Raw genomic sequence first — 22,249 nt, 5'->3', positions numbered from 1 at the left:
GGCGGCTGGCCCGCGGGCACCCCGGGCTGCTGCCCCGGACCCGCGCCGGGCACCGGTGCCCCGGGTCCGCCGGGCGGGGGCGCGCCCACCTGCCCGTGCGCGTGGTACTCCACCGACTCCGCGGTGAGCTGCATGAAGGCTTCCTCCAACGACGCCCGCTGCGGGCTGAGTTCGTGCAGCACCAACTGGTGCTTCGCCGCGAGCTCGCCGAGCGCGGCCGCGTCGCCGTCCGCGATCTCGAACGCGCCGTCGGCCGTTTCGACCGCGGTCTGCCCGCTCCTGCTCAGCAGGTCCCGCAACTGCTCCCGCTGCGGGGTGCGCAGCCGCACGTACGACCGCGAGTTCTTCTCGATGAAGTCCGACATCGAGGTGTCCGCCATCAACCGCCCGCGGCCGATGACGATCAGATGGTCCGCGGTCAGCGCCATCTCGCTCATCAGGTGGCTGGAGACGAAGACGGTGCGGCCCTGGGCGGCCAGACCCTTCATCAGGTTCCTGATCCAGTGGATGCCCTCCGGGTCCAGTCCGTTGACCGGCTCGTCGAACATCAGGATCTCCGGGTCGCCCAGCAGCGCCCCGGCGATGCCCAGCCGCTGGCCCATGCCGAGCGAGAAGCCCTTGGACCGCTTCCTGGCCACCGCGCTCAGCCCGACCGTCTCCAGCACCTCGTCCACCCGGTGCCGGGGGATGCGGTTGGACTGCGCCATGCACAGCAGGTGGTTGTACGCGGTGCGGCCGCCGTGGATGGCCTTGGCGTCCAGCAGCGCGCCGATGTACTTCAGCGGCTCGCTGAGCTGCGCGTAGTGCTTGCCGTCGATACGGACGTCGCCGCTGGTGGGGTTGTCCAGCCCGAGCATCATGCGCATCGTCGTGGACTTGCCCGCGCCGTTCGGCCCGAGGAAGCCCGTCACCACGCCGGGGCGCACGGTGAAGGTCAGATGGTCGACTGCGGTCTTGTCCCCGTACCGCTTGGTGAGCCCCTGCAACTCAATCATGCGCCCGAGGCTACTTCAGAACGCACAACCCCCGCCCGAGGAGAGGGCGGGGGTTGTGGAAAAACAGGCCGCCGACCGCTGTCGGCAGGTAGAACCGCAGGTCAGCGGGACTGCTGCGCCGGAACGCCACGGGAGACCGGCTCGTCGTCGGCGGGGGAGCCCGCCGCGGCGACCGCGGCACCCGTCAGCGTCGCCAGCATCTCGCGGACGTTGGTCAGCTGGGCGTTGATGCTGTCGCGGCGGTTGGTGAGCGCCGCCAGCTCGCGCTCGGACTCGCTGCGAATCCGGTCGGCCTTGGCGTTCGCGTCCGCGACGATGTCCTCGGACTGGCGCTGCGCGGTCTCCACCGTCTGGCGGGCCCGGCGCTCCGCGTCGGTGCGCAGCTTCTCGGCCTCCAGCCGCAGCTGCTCCGCGCGGTGCTCGATCTCCGCCAGCCGCTTCTCCGCCTTCGCCTGACGGGACGCCAGGTCCCGCTCGGACTGCTCACGGCGCTTGGCGAGGTTGGTCTCGAAGTCCGCGGCGGCCTGGGCGGCCTTCGCGCGGGTCTCCTCGAACAGCGCGTCGGCCTCCTCGCGCTTGGCGGAGGCGTCCTTCTGGGCGTCCGCGCGCAGCTGCGTCGCGTCGCCCTTGGCCTTGTCGACGATCCGCGCGCCCTCGTCCTCCGCCTTGGCCTTGCGGTCGGCGGCGAACGACTCGGCGTCGCTGCGGACCTGGGCGGCGGCCGACTCGGCCAGCTCGCGGTGCTGCTCGGCCGCGCGCCGGGCCTCCTCGCGCAGGTCCTTCGCCTCCTCCTCGGCGAGGCGGAGGATCTTCTCGACCCGGGCACCGAGGCCCGCGTAGGACGGCTCGGAGTCGGTGACCTGGGCCTGGGCGTTCTGGGTTTCGAGGTGCAGCTCCTCGATGCGCTTCTCCAGCGCGGTGATGCGGGTCAGCGCGCTGTCGCGGTCGGCGACGAGTTTGGTGATGCGGTCGTCCACCTGTCCGCGGTCGTATCCGCGACGCACGAGCTCGAAGCCGAAGGGGGAGGAAGTGTCGCTCATGGGGTTCCTGTCGATGATTCAGACCGGTGAGGTGATAGGGGGAATCCTAGGGGCCGCGGCGGCGTGTCACCGGGCCATTGCGTATTCGGTATGGAGAATGTCCGCTCAATCGAGTGGCGCCTCGTCGGCACGCTTGCCGCCGGTACGGGTGGCGGGAATGCCCGCGCCGGCCGCGACCGCGTTCTTGCCGCCCCCGCTGCCGGGTGCCTCGAACGACTCCAACGCCTCCAGCACGTCCTGGACACGGGAGATCTCCGCGTTGATGTCCTCCCGGCGGCGCACCAGGACTTCCAGCTCTCGTCTGCCCTCGGACACGATCCGCTCGGCCTCGGCACGGGCCTCGCTCCTGACCCGCTCCGCCTCGCGTTCGGCCGCGGCCTTCTTCGCCTCCGCCTCCTTGAGCAGGCCCTCGACCTTCTTCACCGCGGCGATCCGCACCTTGCTCGCCTCGGACGTCGCGGTGCTCTTGATCTCGGCGGCCTTCGCTTCCGCTTCCCCCAACTGCTCGGTCGCGGCGGCCACCAGCTTGTCGACGCGCTCCCCGACCACCTTCATGGCCTCGGCGGCCTCCTTGCGGGCCCGCTCGTGCAGCTCCTCCACCTCGGACTCCACCCGCTGCCGCAACTCGGCGGTGCGGTTACGGGTGTTGGTGGCGTCGTTGCGCGCCTCGGCCAACAGGTTATCGGCGTCGGTACGGGCCCGCTCCACCATCGCGTTGCCCTCGTTGGTGGCGTCGGCGACGATCCGCTCCGCCTCGCCGCGGGCGGCGCCCACCATCGCGTCGGCATGCTGCTCCGCCGCGGCCTGCGTCTTGACCGCCTCCGCCTGCGCCTTGCCGATCAACTCGTCGGCCTGCTCGGCGGCTTCGCTGCGCCGCTTGTTCGCCGCCTCGCGCGCCTCGTCCAGCACCCGCTGCGCCTGCGCACGCGAGTCCTCGGCGTTCTGCTCGGCGCTCGCCAGCGCCTCCCGGGCCTGGGCGCCGAGGCGTTCGGCCTCCTCCCGGGCCTTGCCGACCAGCTGGTCGGCCTGGTTCGCCGCGTCGGTGCGCATCCGGTTCGCGTCACCGCGGGCCTCCGACCGCAGCCGGTCGGCCTCCTCGATCGCCTCGCCGACGGTGCGTTCGGCCAGCGCGCGGGCCGCGTCGGCCTCCTCGTTCGCCTCCCGGCGTACCCGTGCGGCGTCCTCACCGGCGCGCTCCCGCTCGGAGTTGGCGTCGGCGTGCAGCCGGTCCGCCTCGCCCTGCGCCTCGGCCCGCAGCCGCTGCGCGGCGTGCTCCGCGGCCGACCGCAGCCCGGCGATCTCCTCCTCGGCCTCCTGCCGCAGCCCCGCGACCGAGTCGCGCACCTGCTGCGCGGTGCTCTCGGCCGCACCCACCAGCTCCGCGGCCCGCTGCTCCGCCTCGGCGACCAGCCGGTCCGCCTCGGTACCGGCGTCCTCCACCCGCTTGCGGGCCGCGGCGAGCAACTCCTCGCTCTCCCGGCGGGCCTGGGTGCGCTCCTGCTCGGCCTCGGTGCGGGCAGCGCCCAGCACCTCCTCGGCCTCCCTGCGGCGGCGGGCCGCCTCCTCCTGCGCGGCGCTCAGCGCCTCGGCGGCCTCCACCCCGATCCGCTCGGCCGCGGCCGCGGCCTCCGCGCGCAGCCGGTTCGCGGTCTCCTGCGCCTCGGTCCTGCGCTGCTCGGCGTCGGCGGCCGCGTCGGCCTGCAGGCGTACGGCGACGGACTCGCCCTCCGCGCGGGTCTGCGCCGCGTCCGAGGCCGCCTCGTCGCGCAGGCGCACCGCCTCCGCCTCGGCCTGCTCCTGGAGCGCGCGCACCCGCTCGGCGGTCTCCGCCCGCAGCCGCTCGGCCTCCTCGGCGGCCTCCGCGCGCAGCCGGTCGGCCTCCGCCGCCGCCTCGCGCAGCGCCTCCTCGGCCGCGGCCACCCGCGCCTCGGCCTCCGTGCGCAGCCGGGTCAGGTCCTCCTCGGCCTCCGCGTGCAGCCGGGCCGCGGCCGCCTCGGCCTCGGTACGGGCGTCGGCGAGGGTCTGCTCGGCCGCCGCCCTGGCCGCCTCGGCCTGGCGGACCGACTCCGCGTGCAGCTCCTCGGCCTCCTCGCGGGCCTGCCGCAGCGCCTCCTCGGCCTTGGCGTTCAGCGCCGAGGCCCGCTCCACGGACTCGGTGCGCATCCGGTCGGCCTCGGTGGCCGCGCTCTGGCGCACCTCGTCGCCGTCGGCCTTGGCCTTGGCGAGCAGCTCCTCGGCCTTGCTCGCCGCCTCCTCGATCTGCCCGACCGCCTCGCGCCGCGCCTCGCCGCGGATGCGCTCGCCCTCGGCGACCGCGTCGGCCCGCAGCTGCTCGGCCTCGCCGCGCAGCCGCCGGGCCTCCTCCTGGAGCTCGACGGTCCTGGCGCGGTACTCCTCGGTGTCGTCCTGCGCGGCGCCGCGCAGCTCCTGCGCGGACGCCTCCGCCTCGGCCCGCAGCCGCTCGGCCTCCGCGTCGGCCTCGCGCCGGATGCGCTCGGCCTCCTCGGCGGCGGCCTTCGTGGCGGAGCGGGCGTCCTCCGATGCCTTGGTGAGGATCTCCTCGGCGGACCGGGCCGCCTGGGCGAGCTGCGCGGCCGCGTCCTCGGTGGCCTTGGCGCGGGCGCTCTCCTGCGTCTCGGTCCTGATCCGGTCGGCCTCGGCGCGGGCGTCGGCGATGGTCTGCTCGGCCTCCGCCTTGGCCGCCTCGGCCTCCTTGGTGGCCTCGGCGACCATGCGGGCGATCTCGGCGCGCGCAGTCTTGGTGCGCTGCTCGTTCTCCGTCTCGGTGGCCGCCAGCCGCTTCGCGGCCCCTGCCGCGGCCTCCTCGCGCAGCTTCTCGGCCTCGGCGCGGGCCTGCCGCAGCGTCTCCTCGGCGCTGCGGGCCCGCTCGTCGGCGAGCCGGGACAGCTCGGTGGCGCGCGAGCGCGCCTCGTCGGACTCGCTGCGGGAGGTGGTGCGCAGCTGCTCGGCCTCGCTGGCCGCCTCGGCGGCCTGCGCGGTGGCGCCGGCCAGCAGCCGCTCGGCGTCCGCGCGCGCCCGGCGCAGCAGTTGCTCGGCCTCGGCGCGGGCCGTCTCGGCCTCCCCGGCCAGCCGCTGGCCGGTCTGCTCGGTGATCCGGGCGGCCTCCGCGCGGGCGGCGGAAAGGGCCGCCTCGGCCTCCGCGCGGGTCTCGTCCATCAGCCGCCGGGCCTGCGACTCGCTGCGGGCGCGCAGCTGCTCGGCCCAGGCCACGTTCTCGTTGACGTGGGTCTCGACGGTGGCGCGCCGCTCGGCCAGCTCCTCGTCGAGCTGGCGGCGGCGGGCGATCGCCTCGGCGTGCCAGTCGGACTCGAACCGCGCCTGGTGCTCGGCCTGCTCCTGGAGCAGCCGCTGGGTCTGGGCGCGGGCCTCGCGCAGCTCCCGCTCGGCGTCGGCCCGCAGCTGGTCGGCCTGGATCTGGGCGTTGCGCAGCAGCTGGTCGGCCTGGTGGCCGATGTTGTCGTAGGCGGGACGGGAGGCGAGGTTGCGGCGCGCCTCGTGCAGCTTGGCGCGCAGCACCTCGACCTGGTAGCCGAGGTCGTCGGCGTGATCGACGGCCTTGCCGCGCTCGGTACGCAGCCGGTCCATCTCGGCGTCGAGTCGAGAGAGCTGGTCGTCAGCCCGGTAGCTGTCGTTGCCCCGCACTCCGCGGTCCCATCGGTCTCCTGGCGTCCTCACCCGCCAACCGGGTGAGATTCTCCGCAGCTCCGTTTCGAAAGAACGGAGCCGTACGGAGAATGGTGTCAGATCAGCGTCGCGGAGCGGGAGCGTACCCAGGAGCGTGCTCCCGGCCGCCCACCCCGGTCGGCCTCCGGTCACTCTACCGGGCGGCACCGGGGTTGGGTCAGTGGTCTCGGGCCTGTTCGGCGGTCCGCAGGCGGGATCGCTAGTGCTCGTCGTGGGCCGCGGGGGTGCCCGGGGCGGAGGTGACCAGCTCGGTGAGGACCCCGTGGCAGTCCTTCGGGTGCAGGAAGGTGATCCGCGAGCCGGAGGTGCCGTGCCGCGGCTCCTTGTAGAGCACGCGGACGCCCTTGTCGCGGACGGCCTCGGAGTCGGTGTCGACGTCGTCGGTGCCGAAGGCGATGTGGTGCACGCCCTCGCCGTTCTTCGCCAGCCACTTCCCGACCGCGGAATCCTCCCGGGTCGGCTCCAGCAGTTGCAGGTAGGAGGCCCCTCCGTCGTCCGTCCCACTGATCCTGATCATGGCCTCGCGAACGCCCTGCTCCTCGTTGACCTCGGTGTGCTCCACCTCGAAGCCATAGGTGGCACGGTAGAACTCGACGGTCGCGTCCAGGTCGAAACAGGCGATCCCGATGTGGTCGATGCGCGTCAGCATGCGACCAGTTGACCGTACGCGCGCATGGTCACGCAACGTGCGCGCCATCACACGTTCCGCCTCGTGACCCGGAGGCTACCGCTCAGTACATTGACGGTAACCCTCGTTAACCTCTCTTCTGTCGAAGGGGCCGCACCATGAGCAGTCAGGAAGCCCGCACCTCCGTGATCGTCGCCGGCGCCCGCACCCCGATGGGGCGGCTGCTCGGCAGCCTGCGCGCCTTCTCCGGCGCGGAGCTCGGCGGCATCGCGATCAAGGCCGCGCTGGACCGGGCCGGCATCGCCGGCGACCAGGTCGAGTACGTGATCATGGGGCAGGTGCTCCAGGCCGGCGCCGGCCAGATCCCGGCCCGGCAGGCGGCGGTCAAGGGCGGCATCCCGATGAGCGTGCCCGCGCTCACGGTGAACAAGGTGTGCCTGTCGGGCCTGGACGCGATCGCGCTGGCCGACCAGCTGATCCGGGCCGGCGAGTTCGACGTCGTGGTGGCCGGCGGCCAGGAGTCGATGACCAACGCGCCGCACCTGCTGCCCAAGTCCCGCGAGGGCCACAAGTACGGCGCGATCGAGATGCTCGACTCCATGGCGTACGACGGGCTGACCGACGCCTACGACGAGATCGCGATGGGCGCCTCCACCGAGCGGCACAACACCCGGCTGGGCATCGAGCGCGCCCCGCAGGACGAGTTCGCCGCGCTGTCGCACCAGCGGGCCGCGGCCGCCCGGAAGAACGGCCTGTTCGACGCGGAGATCACCCCGGTGGAGATCCCGCAGCGCAAGGGCGAGCCGGTGGTCTTCTCGCAGGACGAGGGCATCCGCCCGGAGACCACCGCGGAGTCGCTGAGCCGGCTGCGGCCCGCCTTCGCCGGCGCCGACGGGGCCGGCACCATCACCGCCGGCACCTCCTCGCAGATCTCCGACGGGGCCGCCGCGGTCGTCGTGATGAGCCGCGCCAGGGCCGAGGAACTGGGGCTGCCCTGGATCGCGGAGATCGGCGCGCACGGCAACGTGGCGGGGCCGGACAACTCGCTCCAGTCCCAGCCCTCCCACGCGATCGAGCACGCCCTCGGCAAGGCCGGGCTGACCGTCGCCGACCTCGACCTCATCGAGATCAACGAAGCGTTCGCCGCGGTGGCCGTGCAGTCCATGAAGGACCTGGGCGTGACACCGGAAAAGGTGAACGTCAACGGCGGCGCGATCGCGCTGGGCCACCCCATCGGCATGTCCGGCGCCCGTATCGTGCTGCACCTGGCACTCGAACTGAAGCGGCGCGGCGGCGGCACCGGTGCGGCGGCCCTGTGCGGCGGCGGCGGGCAGGGCGACGCCCTGATCATCCGGGTGCCGGGCAACTGACGTCGCACGGGGCGCCGCGGGGCGCGCCGGGTCGAGAGGGAGAGCACGCGCGGTGAGCCACGGACAGGACGTCGGGACGCTGGTCGAGCAGGCACGGGCGGGGCGGCCGCGCGCGGTGGCGCGGCTGATCTCGCTGGTGGAGGGCGACTCCCCGCAGCTGCGCGAGGTGATGGCCGCGCTCGCCCCGCTCACCGGCGGCGCCTACGTCGTCGGGCTGACCGGCTCGCCCGGCGTCGGCAAGTCCACCACGACCTCGGCACTGGTCAGCGCGTACCGCAGGTCCGGCCGCCGGGTCGGCGTGCTCGCGGTGGACCCGTCCTCGCCGTTCTCCGGCGGCGCCCTGCTCGGCGACCGGGTGCGGATGTCCGAGCACGCCTCCGACCCCGGCGTCTACATCCGCTCGATGGCCACCCGCGGCCACCTCGGCGGCCTGGCCTGGGCCGCCCCGCAGGCCATCCGGGTGCTGGACGCCGCCGGGTGCGACGTGGTGCTGGTGGAGACCGTCGGCGTCGGCCAGTCCGAGGTGGAGATCGCCGCCCAGGCCGACACCTCCGTGGTGCTGCTCGCCCCCGGCATGGGCGACGGCATCCAGGCCGCCAAGGCCGGCATCCTGGAGATCGGCGACGTGTACGTGGTGAACAAGGCCGACCGCGACGGCGCCGACGCCACCGCCCGCGAGCTGAACCACATGCTGGGCCTGGGCGAGGCCCGCGCACCCGGCGACTGGCGGCCGCCGATCGTCCGGACCGTCGCCAGCCGCGGCGAGGGCGTCGACGAACTCCTCGACGCGCTCGACAAGCACCGCGGCTGGGCCGAGGAGCGCGGCGCCCTCGCCGACCGGCGCCTCGAGCGCGCTGCCCGCGAGATCGAGACCATCGCGGTGACCGCGCTGCGCCGCCGCATCGGCACCCTGCACGGCGACGCCCGCCTCTCCGCCCTCGCCGCGAAGGTCACCGGCGGCGCCCTGGACCCTTACGCGGCGGCGGACGACCTCGTCGCGGGCCTCACCGAGGCGTAGCGAAACGCCTGTACGCGCGGAAACTTACGCCCGTAAGGTCACGGGTCGTACGGCTACCGGGCGTACGCTTGCGGCCGTAGCTGTACGCCCGTAAGTTCACGCGGGTTCGCCCTGCGGGGCGGATGCCTCCACCGGCGGGACGGTCCGGCGCACCGCCCGCAGCACCAGCAGCACCCCCGCCGTCCCGACCAGCCCGCCGCCGCAGACCACCGCGTACGGCGGCAGCGCCTCGGCGACGGCGCCCGCGGCGGTCATCCCGACCCCCTGAAGGGTCATCAGGCCGGTGCCCAGCAGCGTCATGGCGCGGCCGCGCATCTGCGGGGGCACCGCCTCCACGAACCACCGGTCCATGCCCAGCGCGTAGGCCCCGCACAGCCCGGTGACCATCAGCAGCCCGACCGCCACCGGCAGCGGCGGGTGGAACGCGAACGCGGCCAGCGGCAGCAGGGCGACGCCCGCCAGCGGCACCGTGATCCGGTCCCTGGTCGCCGGGCCGAGCAGCGAACCGGCCACCATCTGCCCGACGACGGTCCCGACGGGCATCGCCGCCAGGAAGATGCCGTAGCCGACCGAGCCGGCCCCGGCGTCGGACGCGAACGGCACCGCCACGCCCTCGGCGACCCCGAAGAACATCGGCGGCACCCACCACATCAGCAGCAGCGCCCTGATCCGCGGGTGCGACAACAGCCGGCCGCTGGCGGCGAGCGACTCGCGCATCAGCGCCGTGCCCGGGCCGCCGCGCGCGGGCCGGCGCAGCGTGCCGAACCGCAGCAGCAGCGCCGAGCACAGGAACGTGCACACCGTCACATAGAGCGTCTCGCGCGGGGACAGCCACGCCACGACCGCGCCGGCCACCCCGAAGCCGACGATCTGCGAGGACTGGGAGACCATCGAGATCAGCGAGCGGCCCAGCACGAACAGGTCCCCGGTCAGGATCTCCGACAGGCTCGCGCCGCGGGTGCCGGTGAACAGCGGCGAGATGATCGAGACGCCCATCCGCAGCACCAGCAGCGCGGCGACCGGCATCCCCGGGATCACCATCAGCCCGACGCAGGACGCCGACAGCAGGTCGCAGGTGACCAGCACCCGGCGGGCCGGGGCGCGGTCGGTGATGCCCGACAGCAGCAGCCCGCTCAGCGCGTACGGCAGCGTGGTCAGCGCGAAGACCAGCGCGGTCAGCAGCGCCGAGCCGGTCTGCCGGAACACCAGGACCGCCAGGGCCACTTCGCAGAAGACGGTGCCGAGCATGGAGAGCACATGGGCGGCGAACATCGCCCGGAACTCCCGGACCGCGAACACCGCGCCGTAGCCGGCGCTTTCGTTCTCCCGCTCCGTGGTGCCGGAGGAGTGGCCCGAGTCCGCCGACGGGGAGGGGTGCTCCCCGTGCGACGGGTGCTCGCTGTCCGTTGTCATGACATCACACTGGTGGCAGGGGCCCCACCCGTCGTAGTCTTTCGGCTGCTGCCGAATCTTGGGGGGTGTGGTGTCGTCGCGCCTGCGGTTCACCGCCGACGAACTGCTGCGCTGCCGCTTCGCGATCTCGCCGCTGCGCGAGGTGCAGGGAGCGATCCGGACCCTCTCCCACCCCGACCGCAACGGCTACCACCTGCCGTGGCTGCGCCAGGTCCGCACGGCAGTCGCGGGCCTGGATCTGAGCGCCTTCCGGCTGCTCGCCCCGGTGGGCGGCCACGGCCCGGGCTTCCTCCACCCGGTGCCGGCACTGCCGTTGGCCGCGCTGGAGGACGAGACCGCCGCGATCAGGGCCACCGGCCCCGACCTCGCCCGGCAGCAGATCGCCGAGGCGCTGGCCCAGACCCCGGGTGCGGCCGGCACCCGGCGCGGCCGCGCCATGCTCGCCGACCCGGCCGGCACCGTGGGGCAGTTGGCGGCGCTCTACGAACACGTGTGGACCGCGCTGCTCGCGCCGCACTGGCCGCGGCTGCGGGCCGTCCTGGAGGCCGATGTCGCCTACCACGCACGGCGGTTGACCGACGGCGGCATGCAGCGGCTGTTCACCGGGCTGCACCCGCTGCTCAGTTGGTCGGACGGGGCGCTGGCGGTGGGCGGGGCGCTGCCCGAGACACGGCAGCCGGCGACCGAGGGCGGCCTGGTGCTGGTGCCGAGCGTCTTCTTCTGGCCCGAGGCGGGCAGCGCGTTCGACCCGCCGTGGCAGCCGACCGTGGTGTATCCCGCCCGCGGGGTCGGCGGCCTGTGGGCGCGCAGCGGGCCCAGCGCGTCCGCCGCGCTGGTCCGGCTGCTGGGCGCCAACCGGGCGGCGATCCTCACCGGGCTCGACGCCCCGACCACCACCACCGCCCTCGCCCACCGGCACGAGTTGGCGATGTCCTCGGTCTCCGCCCATCTGGCGGTGCTGCGTGACGCCGGGCTGCTCAGATCCCGCCGCTACGGCCACCAGGTGCTCTACGAGCGCACCCCGCTGGGCATCGCGATGGCGACCGGCGGCCTGCTGTAGCCGTACTACTGCCCGCACCCGCACCCGTACCGCCCGGCGTACGACCGGGCCGTACGTACGGCGAGCCCCGCCGCGCCCTCACTGCGCGAGGAAGCGCTCCACCGTCTCCACCTTGGAGGTGAGCCCGTCGGTCACCGAGGGCCGGATGTCGGCCTTGAGCACCAGGGACACCCGGGGCGCGCGGGCCTCGACGGCGGCCACCGCGCGCCGCACCACGTCCATCACTTCCTCCCACTCGCCCTCGATCGAGGTGAACATCGCGTCGGTGCGGTTCGGCAGCCCGGACTCGCGGACCACGCGCACCGCGTCCGCGACGTACTCCCCGACGTCCTCGCCGACGCCGAGCGGGGTCACGGAGAAGGCGACGATCACGCGGAGGTCACCGCCTCGGCGTCCGAGGCGTCGGACGCGTCCGGGCCGGCCGCGCCCTGCTGCTGCGCGGCCCGGGCCACCGCCACCGCGCGCTCGCTCTCCTTCGCGAGCATCCGCTCCGCGAAGAACCCGCCGGTCGGCAGCACCGACAGCACCAGGTAGAGCGCCGAGCGGCCCAGCGGCCAGCGGGCCCGGTTCCAGGCGTCGGCCCAGAACAGCACGTAGATGATGAAGAGGATGCCGTGCACCATGCCCATCACGGGCACGGCGTTGAAGTCCGTGGTGCTCTTGAGCACCACGCACACCAGCAGGATCACGAAGGACGCCGCCTCCGGGGCGGAGATCAGGCGCAGCCTGCGCAGAGCGGCGGCGGTCTTGAGTTCCACGGGAACCTCGCTGTCGGGACGGTCGTGCGGGGCCGCCGCCGGGCGGCCGGGGCGGATGCGTAGCTCTTGTGAAGGCGATCACAAAGGCGTTTCCATTATCACCGGACCGTATCGATGACCGGTGGCCGGGGTCGGCAACCGTACGGCGGGCGATAACGTCCCAGTCCAGGGAGCGCGGCCGGGCCGGAGCCCCGGCGCACCGCCCGGGCGGCCCTCCTGCCTGGACCTTTCCGCCCACCTTCCGTTGCCGAGCGACGACCCACGGGGACCGACACCAATGAGCAGAGACTGGAACCGCAGGCACTGCGCCAGCAAGGGACACATCACCTACGCACCCGACGAGCCGGCCTTGCGCGAACTGCTCCAGGCGCCGACCGCGCTGGGCACCGTGTGGCGCTGCCTGCGCTGCGGGGACTTCGTCCTCGGCGAGCCCCACGGCTCCGGGCCGGCCGACCGGGCGCCGCTGGTGCCGCGCGGCCGGGCGCTGCGCGACCTGTTCATCCTGCGCTTCCTCGCCGTCGAGCGGGTACTGCGCGGGGTGCTGGTGATCCTGGCCGCCTGGGCGGTGTGGAAGTTCTCCAACTCCCAGGACGCGGTGCGCCGCCTCTTCGAGCAGGACCTCACCGTCTTCCGCCCGGTCGCGAACCACTTCGGCTACGACCTGGACCACTCGCCGGTCGTCGACACCATCCAGAAGACCTTCGACTACAAGAAGTCGACGCTGCACGTGGTGGCCGGCGGTCTGCTCGGCTACGCGCTGATCGAGACGGTCGAGGGCGTCGGGCTGTGGTTCGGCAAGCGCTGGGCGGAGTACCTGGCGGTGGTCGCCACCGCCGCCTTCCTGCCGATCGAGGTCTACGAACTGACCGAGAAGATGAGCTGGTTCAAGGTCGGCACCCTGGCGCTGAACATCGTCGCGGTCCTCTACATCCTCGTCGGCAAGCGGCTGTTCGGGCTGCGCGGCGGCCACGCGGCGTTCGAGGCGTCCCGGCGCGAGGAGTCGCTGCTGGAGGTCGAGGCGGCGGCCGGCGCGGTCGACACCGCGGGCACTCCCGCGGGCAACCCCGCCCGTACGCCCGCCGCCAGGGCCGGTGCCGGGCTGCCGGGCGGCGCCGCCAAGCCGCCGCTGCCGGTCCGGCACCCCGGCGCCTCCCCGGGCCCGGCCTCGGCTTCCTCGCCTTCCCCGGCCTCGCCGGCCTCGTCGGCCGATACCGTGTGAGCCATGGCGAACTTCCGGCTCCAGGGCACCCGTGTGCTCGCCGTGGACCTGGCGGGTGAGGCGGTCAAGGCGAAGAACGGCGCCATGGTCGCCTACGACGGCGAGATGACCTTCAAGAAGATGACCGGCGGCGGCGAGGGCCTGCGCGGCCTGATGACCCGCCGGATCACCGGCGAGTCGATGGCCGTCATGGAGGTCAAGGGCCACGGCACCTGCTACTTCGCCGACCGGGCCACCGAGATCAACCTGGTGCGGCTGGGCGGCGAGAAGCTCTACGTCGAGGCGTCCAACCTGCTGGTCACCGAGCCGTCGCTGCGCACCGGCACCACCTTCACCGGGCTGCGGGGCGCCTCCCAGGGCAACGGCCTGTTCACCACCACCGTCGAGGGCACCGGGCAGGCCGCCATCCTGTCCGACGGGCCCGCGATCGTGCTGCGGGTCACCGCGCAGACCCCGCTCGTGGTGGACCCCGGCGCGTACGTCGCGCACACCGGCGGCCTGCGCCAGCAGCTCCAGACGGCGGTCGGCTGGCGCACCCTGGTCGGGGAGGGCTCCGGCGAGAGCTTCCAGCTCCGCTTCGAGGGCGAGGGCCTGGTCTACGTGCAGCCCAGCGAACGCGACACCGTGGGAGGGCAGCTGTAGTGCCGTTCACCCGGATCAACTCCAAGATGGTCGAGGCGGCCGTGGCGCCCGGGCAGCGGCTGTTCAGCCAGCGCGGCGCCATGCTCGCCTACCGCGGCCAGGTCACCTTCACCCCCAGCATCGTCGGCGGCCAGGGCGGGGTCATGTCGATGATCGGCCGCCGCGTCGCGGGCGAGGCGACCCCGCTGATGACCGTCGAGGGCTCGGGCTCGGTGATGTTCGGGCACGGCGGCCACCACATCCACACCGTGGACCTCGCCGGCGAGACGCTCTACGTGGAGGCCGACCGGCTGCTCGCCTTCGACGGCTCGCTCCAGCAGGGCACCATGTTCATGGGCTCGCAGGGCGGCGTGATGGGCGTGATACGCGGCCAGGTCACCGGGCAGGGCCTGTTCACCACCACGCTGGCGGGCAAGGGCTCGGTGGCGTTCATGGCGCACGGCGGCGTCATCGAGCTGCCGATCACCGCGCGCGGCCCGGTGCACGTCGACCCGCAGGCGTACGTCGCGCACCGCGGCGACGTCCGCAACAAGCTCACCGCGGCGATCGGCTGGCGGGAGATGGTCGGCCGCGGCTCGGGCGAGGCGTTCCAACTGGAGCTGTCCGGCAGCGGAACGGTCTACGTGCAGGCGTCGGAGGAGAAACTGTGAGCTACCCGCCCCCGCCCCCCTCGCCCCCGTCCCGGCCGCCGCTGCCGGGCACACCGCCGTCCGGACCGGTCGTCCACGACGCGTGGACGCTGCCCTCCGGCGACAACGTCAACCCCTATGCCTTCAGCGTGGCCCTGGACGGCCAGTGGTTCCTGCAGAAGGGGAAGATGATCGCCTACTACGGGCAGATCGACTTCCAGGGGATCGGCGCCGGGCCGCTCGACCACCTCATCGCGGCGAACTTCCACTCCCCGACGCACGCCGCGGACTGGGTCGTCGCCCAGGGCCGTGGCAAGATGCTGCTCGCCGACCGGTCGTACGACATCAACTCCTACGACCTCGACAACGGCAACCTCACCATCCGCTCGGGCAACCTGCTCGCCTTCCAGCCCGGGCTGTCGCTGAAGCAGTCGATCATCCCCGGCTTCCTCACCCTGATCGGCACCGGCACGTTCGTGGCCGCCTCCAACGGCGCCGTGCACTTCGTGGAGCCGCCGATCCGGGTGGACCCCCAGGCGCTCGTCGGCTGGGCCGACTGCCCCTCGCCCTGCCACCACTACGACCACGCGTACCTGCGCGGCGTGCTCGGCGGCATCCGGGCGCTCACCGGGATCGGGGGCGCCTCGGGCGAGGAGCACCAGTACGAGTTCGTCGGCGCCGGGCAGGTGCTGCTCCAGTCCACCGAGTCGGTGCTCGCGCAGCGCGCGACCGGCGCGGAACCGGCGCCCGGCACGTAACCCGCACGCCCCCGGGCTCGTTCCACAGGGTGACCGGGCGGCTACCCTGGCAGCCGTCGCGGGGTGCGATCCCCGGTAACATGGCGGCATGGAGACCGAGACCGAGGATGCCCCCACCACCTGGCTCAGCGAGGCAGAACAGAGCGCCTGGCGACTCCACTTGGACGTCAGCCGCCTGCTGATGCACCAACTCGAGCGCGACCTCCAGCCGTTCGGCCTGACCAACAACGACTACGAGATCCTGGTCAACCTCTCCGAGGCTCCCGACCGGCGGATGCGGATGAGCGACCTGGCGAAGTCCACGCTCCAGTCGAAGAGCCGGCTCTCCCACCAGATCACCAGGATGGAGAGCACCGGGCTGGTACGCCGGGAGGACTGCGAGTCCGACCGCCGCGGGCTGTACGCGGTCCTCACCGACCAGGGCTGGGAGACCATGAGCGAGGTGGCCCCGCGCCATGTCTCCTCGGTCCGCCGGCACTTCATCGACATGCTGACGCCCGGGTCGCTGACCGCCTACCGCGAGGCGCTCCAGCCGGTGGCCGACCACCTGCGGGCCGAGCGCCCCCGGTAGCCGGGCGGCGGGGAAAGCGCCCACACGATGGACACTTGTGCCCAGTATGTGACCGGCGGGTAGGCTCGGGGCCGTGCCAAAGCCGTTGAGCCTGCCCTTCGACCCCATCGCCCGCGCCGACGAGCTGTGGACGCGGCACTGGGGCGGTGTGCCCTCGATGTCCGCGATCACCTCCATCATGCGCGCCCAGCAGATCCTGCTCGGCCAGGTCGACGCGGTGGTCAAGCCGTACGGCCTCACCTTCGCCCGCTACGAGGCGCTGGTGCTGCTCACCTTCTCCCAGGAGGGCGAGCTGCCGATGTCCAAGATCGGCGAGCGGCTGATGGTCCACCCGACCTCGGTGACGAACACCGTCGACCGCCTGGTCTCGGCGGGTCTGGTCGCCAAGCGCCCCAACCCCAACGACGGGCGCGGCACGCTGGCCTCCATCACCCCCAAGGGCCGCGAGATCGTCGAGGCGGCCACCCGCGACCTGATGGCCATGGACTTCGGCCTGGGCGTGTACGACAAGGAGGAGTGCGGCGAGATCTTCGCGCTCCTGCGCCCCTTGCGGATAGCGGCAGGGGACTTCGAGGGCTGACGGGCCTGGCCCGCCCCGGATTCGGGGGGAGGTTCGGGGCGGTTTACGCTCGTCCCATGAAATCCAGCGTGTTGACCCGCTACCGGGTGATGGCCTATGTGACGGGTGTGCTGCTGATCGTGCTCACCCTCAGCGTCATCGCCGAGTACGTGCTCCACATCGACGGCGCGAGCACCGCGACCGGCATCGTGGGCTTCGCCCACGGCTGGCTCTACGTGGTCTACCTCGTCTTCGCCTTCGACCTGAGCACCAAGGCGAAGTGGCCGCTGAGCCGGATGGCCTGGGTGCTGCTGGCCGGCACCGTGCCGACCGCCGCCTTCTTCGTCGAGCGCCGCGTCACCCGCGAGCTGGCCCCGAAGGTGGTCCGCGCCGAGCAGGCCGCCGAGCCGGTCGAGGTCTGACCCGGGGCGCCGCCCGGTAAAGAAAGCCCCAGGATCTGCCGCTCCGCCGCAGGTCGGCGCCGTCCACCCCGGAATCACCCGGGTGCGGGCCGACTGCCGTCGACATTTACTAGGACGTCCAAGTAAATTTGAGGCATGGACGCCCACGAGATCGAGACAGGCCGCCGGCGCTGGCAGGCGCGCTACGACTCCGCGCGCACCCGGGACGCCGACTTCACCACCCTCTCCGGTGACCCCGTACAGCCGGTCTACGGGCCACCGCCCGGCGCCGACGTACCCGGCTTCGACCGCATCGGCTGGCCGGGGGAGTACCCCTTCACCCGCGGCCTGCACGCCACCGGCTACCGCGGCCGGACCTGGACCATCCGCCAGTTCGCCGGCTTCGGCAACGCCGAGCAGACCAACGAGCGGTACAAGATGATCCTCCAGGCCGGCGGCGGCGGACTGTCCGTCGCGTTCGACATGCCGACGCTGATGGGCCGCGACTCCGACGACCCCCGCTCGCTCGGCGAGGTCGGCCACTGCGGGGTCGCGATCGACTCCGCGGCCGACATGGAGGTCCTCTTCGGCGGCATCCCGCTCGGCGACGTCACCACCTCGATGACGATCTCCGGCCCTGCGGTGCCGGTCTTCTGCATGTACCTGGTCGCCGCCGAGCGCCAGGGTGTCGACCCCGCGGTACTCAACGGCACGCTCCAGACCGACATCTTCAAGGAGTACATCGCGCAGAAGGAGTGGCTCTTCGCGCCCGACCCGCACCTGCGGCTGATCGGCGACCTGATGGAGCACTGCGCCCGCTCGGTGCCCGCCTACAAGCCGCTGTCGGTCTCCGGCTACCACATCCGCGAGGCGGGCGCGACGGCCGCGCAGGAGCTGGCGTACACCCTCGCCGACGGCTTCGGATACGTGGAGCTGGGCCTGTCCCGCGGCCTGGACGTCAACACCTTCGCGCCGGGGCTCTCCTTCTTCTTCGACGCGCACCTGGACTTCTTCGAGGAGATCGCCAAGTTCCGCGCCGCCCGCCGGATCTGGGCCCGCTGGATGCGCGACGTGTACGGGGCCACCTCCGACAAGGCGCAGTGGCTGCGCTTCCACACCCAGACCGCCGGGGTCTCGCTCACCGCCCAGCAGCCGTACAACAACGTGGTGCGCACCGCGGTCGAGGCGCTGTCGGCGGTGCTCGGCGGCACCAACTCCCTGCACACCAACGCACTGGACGAGACGCTGGCGCTGCCCAGCGCCCAGGCCGCGGAGATCGCGCTGCGCACCCAGCAGGTGCTGATGGAGGAGACCGGGGTGGCCAACGTGGCCGACCCGCTCGGCGGCTCCTGGTACGTCGAGGCGCTCACCGACCGGATCGAGGCCGACGCGGAGCAGATCTTCGAGCGGATCAGGGAGCTGGGCGCCAGGGCGGTGCCGACCGGTGAGCACCCGATCGGCCCGATCACCTCGGGCATCCTGCGCGGCATCGAGGACGGCTACTTCACCGGGGAGATCGCCGAGTCCGCCTTCCAGTACCAGCGGGCGCTGGAGAAGGGCGAGAAGAAGGCGGTGGGCGTCAACTGCCACACCGGCTCGGTCACCGGCGACCTGGAGATCCTGCGGGTCAGCCACGAGGTGGAGCGCGAGCAGGTGCGGGTGCTGGCCGACCGCAAGGCCGCGCGGGACGGCGCCGCGGTGCGCGCCGCGCTCGAGGCGATGACCGCCGCCGCCCGCGACGGCTCCAACATGATCGAGCCGATGCTCACCGCGATCCGGGCCGAGGCCACGCTCGGCGAGGTCTGCGGGGTGCTGCGGGAGGAGTGGGGTTCGTACACCGAACCGGCCCGATTCTGATCTTCCGTCACCTGATCGGACCAACGCCCCCTTCCTGAAGCCGAGTTGGCCACGGGATGCTACTGGCTGCGCCCTTAGTCTCATACGCACCCAGCCCGGCAACCCTGCGGAAGGAACCGCGTGGCCCTCGAAGCGACCGTCGGTGACGACGGGATGATCTACATCCGGGAGACGCGGCGGCCCGACGTGGTCGCGGTGACCACGCCCGCGAAGTGGGAGGCGTTCGTGAAGGGCGTCAAGGCCGGGGAGTTCGACCACTTCGCGACGGAGGCGGAGACGGACACGGACGCGGAATCGGACACGGACCCGGGGGAGGGGGCCGGCGCGGGCCGGGCGACGGAGACGGGCTGACGGCCGGGCCGCCCGCCGGCCGGGCTCAGCGGTCCGGCGCCGCGGTCAGCCCGCTCACCAGCAGCCGGGCCAGCCGGTCGGCCCACTCCCGGTCCACCTGCTCGGAGCTGACCATCACCCGGTGCACCACCGCCCCGGCCACCACGTCGAAGATCAGGTCGTCCCGGGCCGGGTCGGCGGCGCCCTCGTCCGGGGGCAGCTCGCCGCGCAGCTGGGCGCGGGCCCGGCCGAGCAGCACCAGGTGCTTCTGCCGGTCGACGATCGCCTCCCGGATGCGGGCGCGCAGCGCCTCGTCGTGCCCCGCCTCCGCGACCACCGCCATCAGCGAGGTGCGGGTCTCCGGGCGGTCGAGCACCTCGGCGAAGCGCAGCACCACGCCCTCGATGTCGGCCTGGAGGCTGCCGAGGTCGGGCAGTTCGAGCTGCTCGTCGAAGAGCGCCGCGAGCGCGTCCACCACCAACTCGTTCTTGCCCGCCCAGCGCCGGTACAAGGTGGTCTTGGCCACGCCCGCGCGGGCCGCCACGTCGCCGAGCGTCAACCCGCCGTAGCCCAGCTCCACCAGCGCCGCGCGGGTCGCGTCCAGGATGGCGCGGTCCGCCTCGGCGCTTCTGGGCCGACCGGTGCGCCTGCTCGGGCCGGCCGGCGGAGTGGGGGACATAGGCCGGACCTTACCCGCCGGTAGCCACCGCGGCGCGCGTGATCGTTGTCACACCAGGCGCCACTGCGCGCCCCGCGCCCGGCAGTTACGCTACGACTCGTAGCGAAAGGGTGGGCCTGCGAGCCCGCCGACGCGACAGCCACACCGTACGGACGGGGATTCCGTACCGAGGACACCCGCGGCGGCGTTCCCCGCCGCGACCGGCCACCGGCCCCTCCCGCAATCCGGCGGGTATCGGGGTCTGTACACGCTTTGCTCCGCGACGGGGGAGGATTGCCTCATGCAGCCACGGAACATGTCCATGAGCGGCGTGGTCGACCTCGCCGCGGTGAAGGCGGCCACCGAGGCCAAGGCGAAGGCCGAACAGGCCCGCGCCCAGCGCCAGGAGGCCGGACCCGGCGCCGCCCCCGCCGCCCCGCTCGTCATCGAGGTGACCGAGGCGACCTTCGAGAGCGACGTCCTCCAGCGCTCCGCCGAGGTCCCGGTCGTCATCAGCTTCTGGGCCGATCAGGCCGAGCAGAGCAAGCAGCTCAACACGGTGCTGGAGCGGCTGGCCGGCCAGTACCGGGGGCGCTTCGTCCTCGCCACCGCCGATGTCTACGCCAACCAGCTGCTCTTCCAGCAGTTCGGCGTGCAGGGGGTGCCCGCGGTCTTCGCGGTGCTGGCCGGGCAGGCGATGCCGCTCTTCCAGGGCGCCGCGCCCGAGGAGCAGATCACCGAGGTGCTCGACCAGGTGATCGCCGTCGCCGAGCAGCGGTTCGGCATCGTCGGCGCCGAGGTGGACCCGGCCGACGCGGCCGCGGAGCCCGCCGAGCAGGCCCCGCCGCGCCCCGCCACCCCGCAGGAGCTCGCGCTGACCTCGGCGCACGAGGCGCTGGACGCGGGCGACCTGGCCGGTGCGATCCAGGCGTACCGCAACGTGCTGTCCGACGAGCCGGGCAACGCCGAGGCGAAGCTCGGCCTGGCGCAGGCGGAGCTGCTCCAGCGGGTGGAGGGCGCGGACCCGCAGCAGGTGCGCAAGGCGGCCGCCGACGCCCCTGCCGACGTCGACGCCCAACTGGCCGCCGCCGACCTCGACCTGGTCGGCGGTCATGTGGAGGACGCCTTCGGCCGGCTGGTGGACGTGGTGCGGCGCACCGCGGGCGAGGACCGCGACCGGGTCCGGCTGCGGCTGCTGGAGCTGTTCGAGGTGATCGGCCCGGACGACCCGCGGGTGGTCGCGGCGCGCACCGCGCTGGCCCGGGTGCTCTTCTGACCCGCGCGTGACCCGCGCGCGGACCTGCGGGCACTCACGGATTTAGCGATACGGCGGCCGCACTTTATCAAACCGTGACAATGCGCGGCCGCTGTTACTTCCGGTAGGAAGCCCGCCCCCGTTTGGGGGCCATTGTCCCGGGGTGCCGGATTCGCGCCCCCGGATTTCGGTCACTCTGCGTCAGAAAAGGCGCTGTGGCGATCATGTTGGTGACGCTCTGCCGTTACCCGCTGGTAACGAACCCCCTTGTGCACAGCCCCCGAATGGACCACGATCGGCCAAGCTCGGTCCCGTAACCGTGCGTCCGGCCGCCAGCCGGTGCGACGGCCGCGGGTCCCCGCCGGGCGGGGTGCGCGGTGACCGCCGTCGCCCCGGGACAGGGGGGTCTCCGTCCACGGATGGAACCGGATGGAGCCTGTCCCCAAGGTTGCGCGAGAGCGTGGCCAGTGGTTGTCGCTCGGGGGTGATCGCCGACGTTCGGACAGCGCCGTCCGCGACTCCCCCGGGAGGGGACGGCCTCCCGACCACCGGCGCTCTCCTTCCCGAGGACGTAGCACTTCTCCCATCCCGGGCCGGGCCCGAACGACCCGGCCGGAGATGTACGTCCGAGAAGGAGGAAGTATGGAGTCGATCGTTCGTGGCGGTACCAGATGGCGGCGGTTCGCCGTCGTCATGGTGCCGAGCGTCGCGGCCACCGCGGCGATAGGCGTGGCGCTGGCCCAGGGGGCGCTGGCCGCGTCCTTCAGCGTGTCGGGCCAGGAGTTCAAGGTGCACGCCGACACCTTGAACGGCACCGGGTTCATCCAGTACGGCGCGGTCGACGTCCAGCACGGCGGCACCGCGCAGCCGGTCGCGGTCTCGGCCTTCAAGTCGGCGACCATCACCGGGCTGTGCCAGTCGGTGGTCCTGCCGAAGATCCCGCTGGTCGGCGACGTGACGCTGAAGCTGACGGCCGGCAACAACGGCAAGAAGGTCAAGGCCAGCAACCTCTACATCGACCTGAACCAGCTCAACGCCGACGCCACCTTCTACGACATCAACATCGGTGTCGCGGCGGGTGACAGCCAGAAGGGCCCCGGCGTCGCGGCGGGCGACAAGGCCGACCCGGGGTCGTTCGCGCAGGAGGCCGACCGGGCCGTCCTGACGAACGTGGACCAGACCGCCTGGGCGACCAGCGCGGGCACCTTCAAGCTCGCCGGGCTGAGCATGAGCGTGAAGAAGGGCTCCGGTTCCGGAGTCGAGTGCTACTAGGCGATCAGGCGAGAGCCGCGCCGTGTGGCCGCGGGCGAGTCGCGCGGGACGCGGCTCGCCCAGGCCGCCGTACGTATTTCCACCGCACCAAGCCAGTCCCAGGGAGCTGTT

General features: G+C 73.0%; 20 protein-coding genes and 2 pseudogenes. 14 read left to right on the top strand and 8 right to left on the bottom strand.

The annotated features are described in order from the left end of the window. Positions 1 to 14: 14 nt before the first annotated feature. The 4 genes and pseudogenes from WA788_RS10240 to mce all read right to left on the bottom strand — a co-directional run. Positions 15 to 995, bottom strand: a pseudogene (locus tag WA788_RS10240) (ABC transporter ATP-binding protein); the annotation flags it as partial. Positions 996 to 1,096: 101 nt separating this feature from the next. Then, entirely contained in the window at positions 1,097 to 2,035 is a 939-nt protein-coding gene (locus WA788_RS10235) for a cellulose-binding protein (RefSeq protein ID WP_335974688.1), read from the bottom strand. A 105-nt stretch (positions 2,036 to 2,140) separates the two neighbouring features. Beyond that, positions 2,141 to 5,698 carry a polarized growth protein Scy gene (scy, locus tag WA788_RS10230; RefSeq protein WP_335974685.1) on the bottom strand — a complete coding sequence of 1,186 codons (3,558 nt, stop codon included), beginning with the start codon at positions 5,696 to 5,698 and terminating at the stop codon, positions 2,141 to 2,143. A 241-nt stretch (positions 5,699 to 5,939) separates the two neighbouring features. Continuing rightward, the gene (gene mce / locus WA788_RS10225) at positions 5,940 to 6,389 is read right to left on the bottom strand and encodes a methylmalonyl-CoA epimerase (protein WP_335974682.1); all 450 of its coding nucleotides are present in this window, start codon (positions 6,387 to 6,389) and stop codon (positions 5,940 to 5,942) included. 137 nt (positions 6,390 to 6,526) lie between these two features. On the opposite strand from mce, the gene WA788_RS10220 reads away from it, so the two are divergent. Both WA788_RS10220 and meaB read left to right on the top strand, forming a co-directional pair. Further along, complete coding sequence (locus WA788_RS10220; protein ID WP_335974677.1) at positions 6,527 to 7,738, top strand: acetyl-CoA C-acetyltransferase; 1,212 nt, start codon at positions 6,527 to 6,529, stop codon at positions 7,736 to 7,738. A gap of 52 nt (positions 7,739 to 7,790) precedes the next feature. Beyond that, positions 7,791 to 8,756 carry a methylmalonyl Co-A mutase-associated GTPase MeaB gene (meaB, locus tag WA788_RS10215; protein WP_335974673.1) on the top strand — a complete coding sequence of 322 codons (966 nt, stop codon included), beginning with the start codon at positions 7,791 to 7,793 and terminating at the stop codon, positions 8,754 to 8,756. Between the two features lie 96 nt (positions 8,757 to 8,852). Here meaB and WA788_RS10210 read toward each other — a convergent pair whose 3' ends face one another. Then, on the bottom strand, positions 8,853 to 10,169 hold the full coding sequence (locus WA788_RS10210; RefSeq protein WP_335974670.1) for an MFS transporter: 1,317 nt from the start codon (positions 10,167 to 10,169) through the stop codon (positions 8,853 to 8,855). 70 nt (positions 10,170 to 10,239) lie between these two features. Here WA788_RS10210 and WA788_RS10205 point away from each other — a divergent pair, with 70 nt between their 5' ends. Next, positions 10,240 to 11,229: an ArsR/SmtB family transcription factor gene (locus WA788_RS10205; RefSeq protein ID WP_335975242.1), complete on the top strand. Its 990-nt coding sequence runs from the start codon at positions 10,240 to 10,242 to the stop codon at positions 11,227 to 11,229. 78 nt (positions 11,230 to 11,307) lie between these two features. On the opposite strand, the gene WA788_RS10200 is transcribed toward WA788_RS10205, so the two are convergent. Together WA788_RS10200 and WA788_RS10195 are read right to left on the bottom strand one after the other, a co-directional pair. Continuing rightward, positions 11,308 to 11,601 carry an MTH1187 family thiamine-binding protein gene (locus WA788_RS10200; RefSeq protein ID WP_335974666.1) on the bottom strand — a complete coding sequence of 98 codons (294 nt, stop codon included), beginning with the start codon at positions 11,599 to 11,601 and terminating at the stop codon, positions 11,308 to 11,310. Continuing rightward, entirely contained in the window at positions 11,598 to 11,987 is a 390-nt protein-coding gene (locus WA788_RS10195; RefSeq protein WP_335974660.1) for a DUF3817 domain-containing protein, read from the bottom strand. Before WA788_RS10195 ends, WA788_RS10200 begins: the two co-directional genes overlap by 4 nt. Positions 11,988 to 12,264: 277 nt before the next feature. Between WA788_RS10195 and WA788_RS10190 the strand changes: the two are divergent. The 9 genes and pseudogenes from WA788_RS10190 to WA788_RS10150 all read left to right on the top strand — a co-directional run. Then, positions 12,265 to 13,017: pseudogene (locus WA788_RS10190) on the top strand (DUF2127 domain-containing protein); the annotation flags it as partial. A gap of 192 nt (positions 13,018 to 13,209) precedes the next feature. Further along, positions 13,210 to 13,848 carry an AIM24 family protein gene (locus WA788_RS10185; RefSeq protein WP_335974656.1) on the top strand — a complete coding sequence of 213 codons (639 nt, stop codon included), beginning with the start codon at positions 13,210 to 13,212 and terminating at the stop codon, positions 13,846 to 13,848. Then, positions 13,848 to 14,498, top strand: a complete 651-nt coding sequence (locus tag WA788_RS10180; RefSeq protein ID WP_335974653.1) for an AIM24 family protein — start codon at positions 13,848 to 13,850, stop codon at positions 14,496 to 14,498. The genes WA788_RS10185 and WA788_RS10180 overlap by 1 nt, the downstream gene beginning before the upstream one ends. Positions 14,499 to 14,539: 41 nt before the next feature. Continuing rightward, positions 14,540 to 15,235, top strand: a complete 696-nt coding sequence (locus tag WA788_RS10175) for an AIM24 family protein (protein WP_335975238.1) — start codon at positions 14,540 to 14,542, stop codon at positions 15,233 to 15,235. A gap of 88 nt (positions 15,236 to 15,323) precedes the next feature. Next, a complete protein-coding gene (locus WA788_RS10170; protein ID WP_335974652.1) occupies positions 15,324 to 15,806 on the top strand; it encodes a MarR family winged helix-turn-helix transcriptional regulator in 483 nt (160 codons plus the stop codon). 73 nt (positions 15,807 to 15,879) lie between these two features. After that, the gene (locus WA788_RS10165; protein ID WP_335974648.1) at positions 15,880 to 16,386 is read left to right on the top strand and encodes a MarR family winged helix-turn-helix transcriptional regulator; all 507 of its coding nucleotides are present in this window, start codon (positions 15,880 to 15,882) and stop codon (positions 16,384 to 16,386) included. A 56-nt stretch (positions 16,387 to 16,442) separates the two neighbouring features. After that, a complete protein-coding gene (locus WA788_RS10160; protein ID WP_335974645.1) occupies positions 16,443 to 16,787 on the top strand; it encodes a DUF3817 domain-containing protein in 345 nt (114 codons plus the stop codon). 135 nt (positions 16,788 to 16,922) lie between these two features. Beyond that, positions 16,923 to 18,623, top strand: coding sequence for an acyl-CoA mutase large subunit family protein (locus tag WA788_RS10155; protein WP_335974643.1), 1,701 nt, complete (start codon positions 16,923 to 16,925; stop codon positions 18,621 to 18,623). Positions 18,624 to 18,743: 120 nt separating this feature from the next. Further along, the gene (locus WA788_RS10150; protein WP_335974639.1) at positions 18,744 to 18,974 is read left to right on the top strand and encodes a DUF397 domain-containing protein; all 231 of its coding nucleotides are present in this window, start codon (positions 18,744 to 18,746) and stop codon (positions 18,972 to 18,974) included. Positions 18,975 to 18,999: 25 nt separating this feature from the next. On the opposite strand, the gene WA788_RS10145 is transcribed toward WA788_RS10150, so the two are convergent. Beyond that, entirely contained in the window at positions 19,000 to 19,632 is a 633-nt protein-coding gene (locus WA788_RS10145; protein WP_335974635.1) for a TetR/AcrR family transcriptional regulator, read from the bottom strand. Positions 19,633 to 19,912: 280 nt separating this feature from the next. Here WA788_RS10145 and WA788_RS10140 point away from each other — a divergent pair, with 280 nt between their 5' ends. Continuing rightward, positions 19,913 to 20,887, top strand: a complete 975-nt coding sequence (locus tag WA788_RS10140) for a tetratricopeptide repeat protein (RefSeq protein ID WP_335974632.1) — start codon at positions 19,913 to 19,915, stop codon at positions 20,885 to 20,887. 621 nt (positions 20,888 to 21,508) lie between these two features. Next, positions 21,509 to 22,138, top strand: a complete 630-nt coding sequence (locus WA788_RS10135) for a DUF6230 family protein (RefSeq protein ID WP_335974628.1) — start codon at positions 21,509 to 21,511, stop codon at positions 22,136 to 22,138. The last annotated feature ends 111 nt before the right edge of the window (positions 22,139 to 22,249 follow it).

This window comes from Streptomyces sp. CA2R106, from assembly GCF_037034245.1.
Classification (GTDB): Bacteria; Actinomycetota; Actinomycetes; order Streptomycetales; family Streptomycetaceae; genus Actinacidiphila.
The sequence above is the reverse complement of the archived record's forward strand: the minus strand, read 5'-3'. Positions and strand labels throughout refer to the sequence as shown.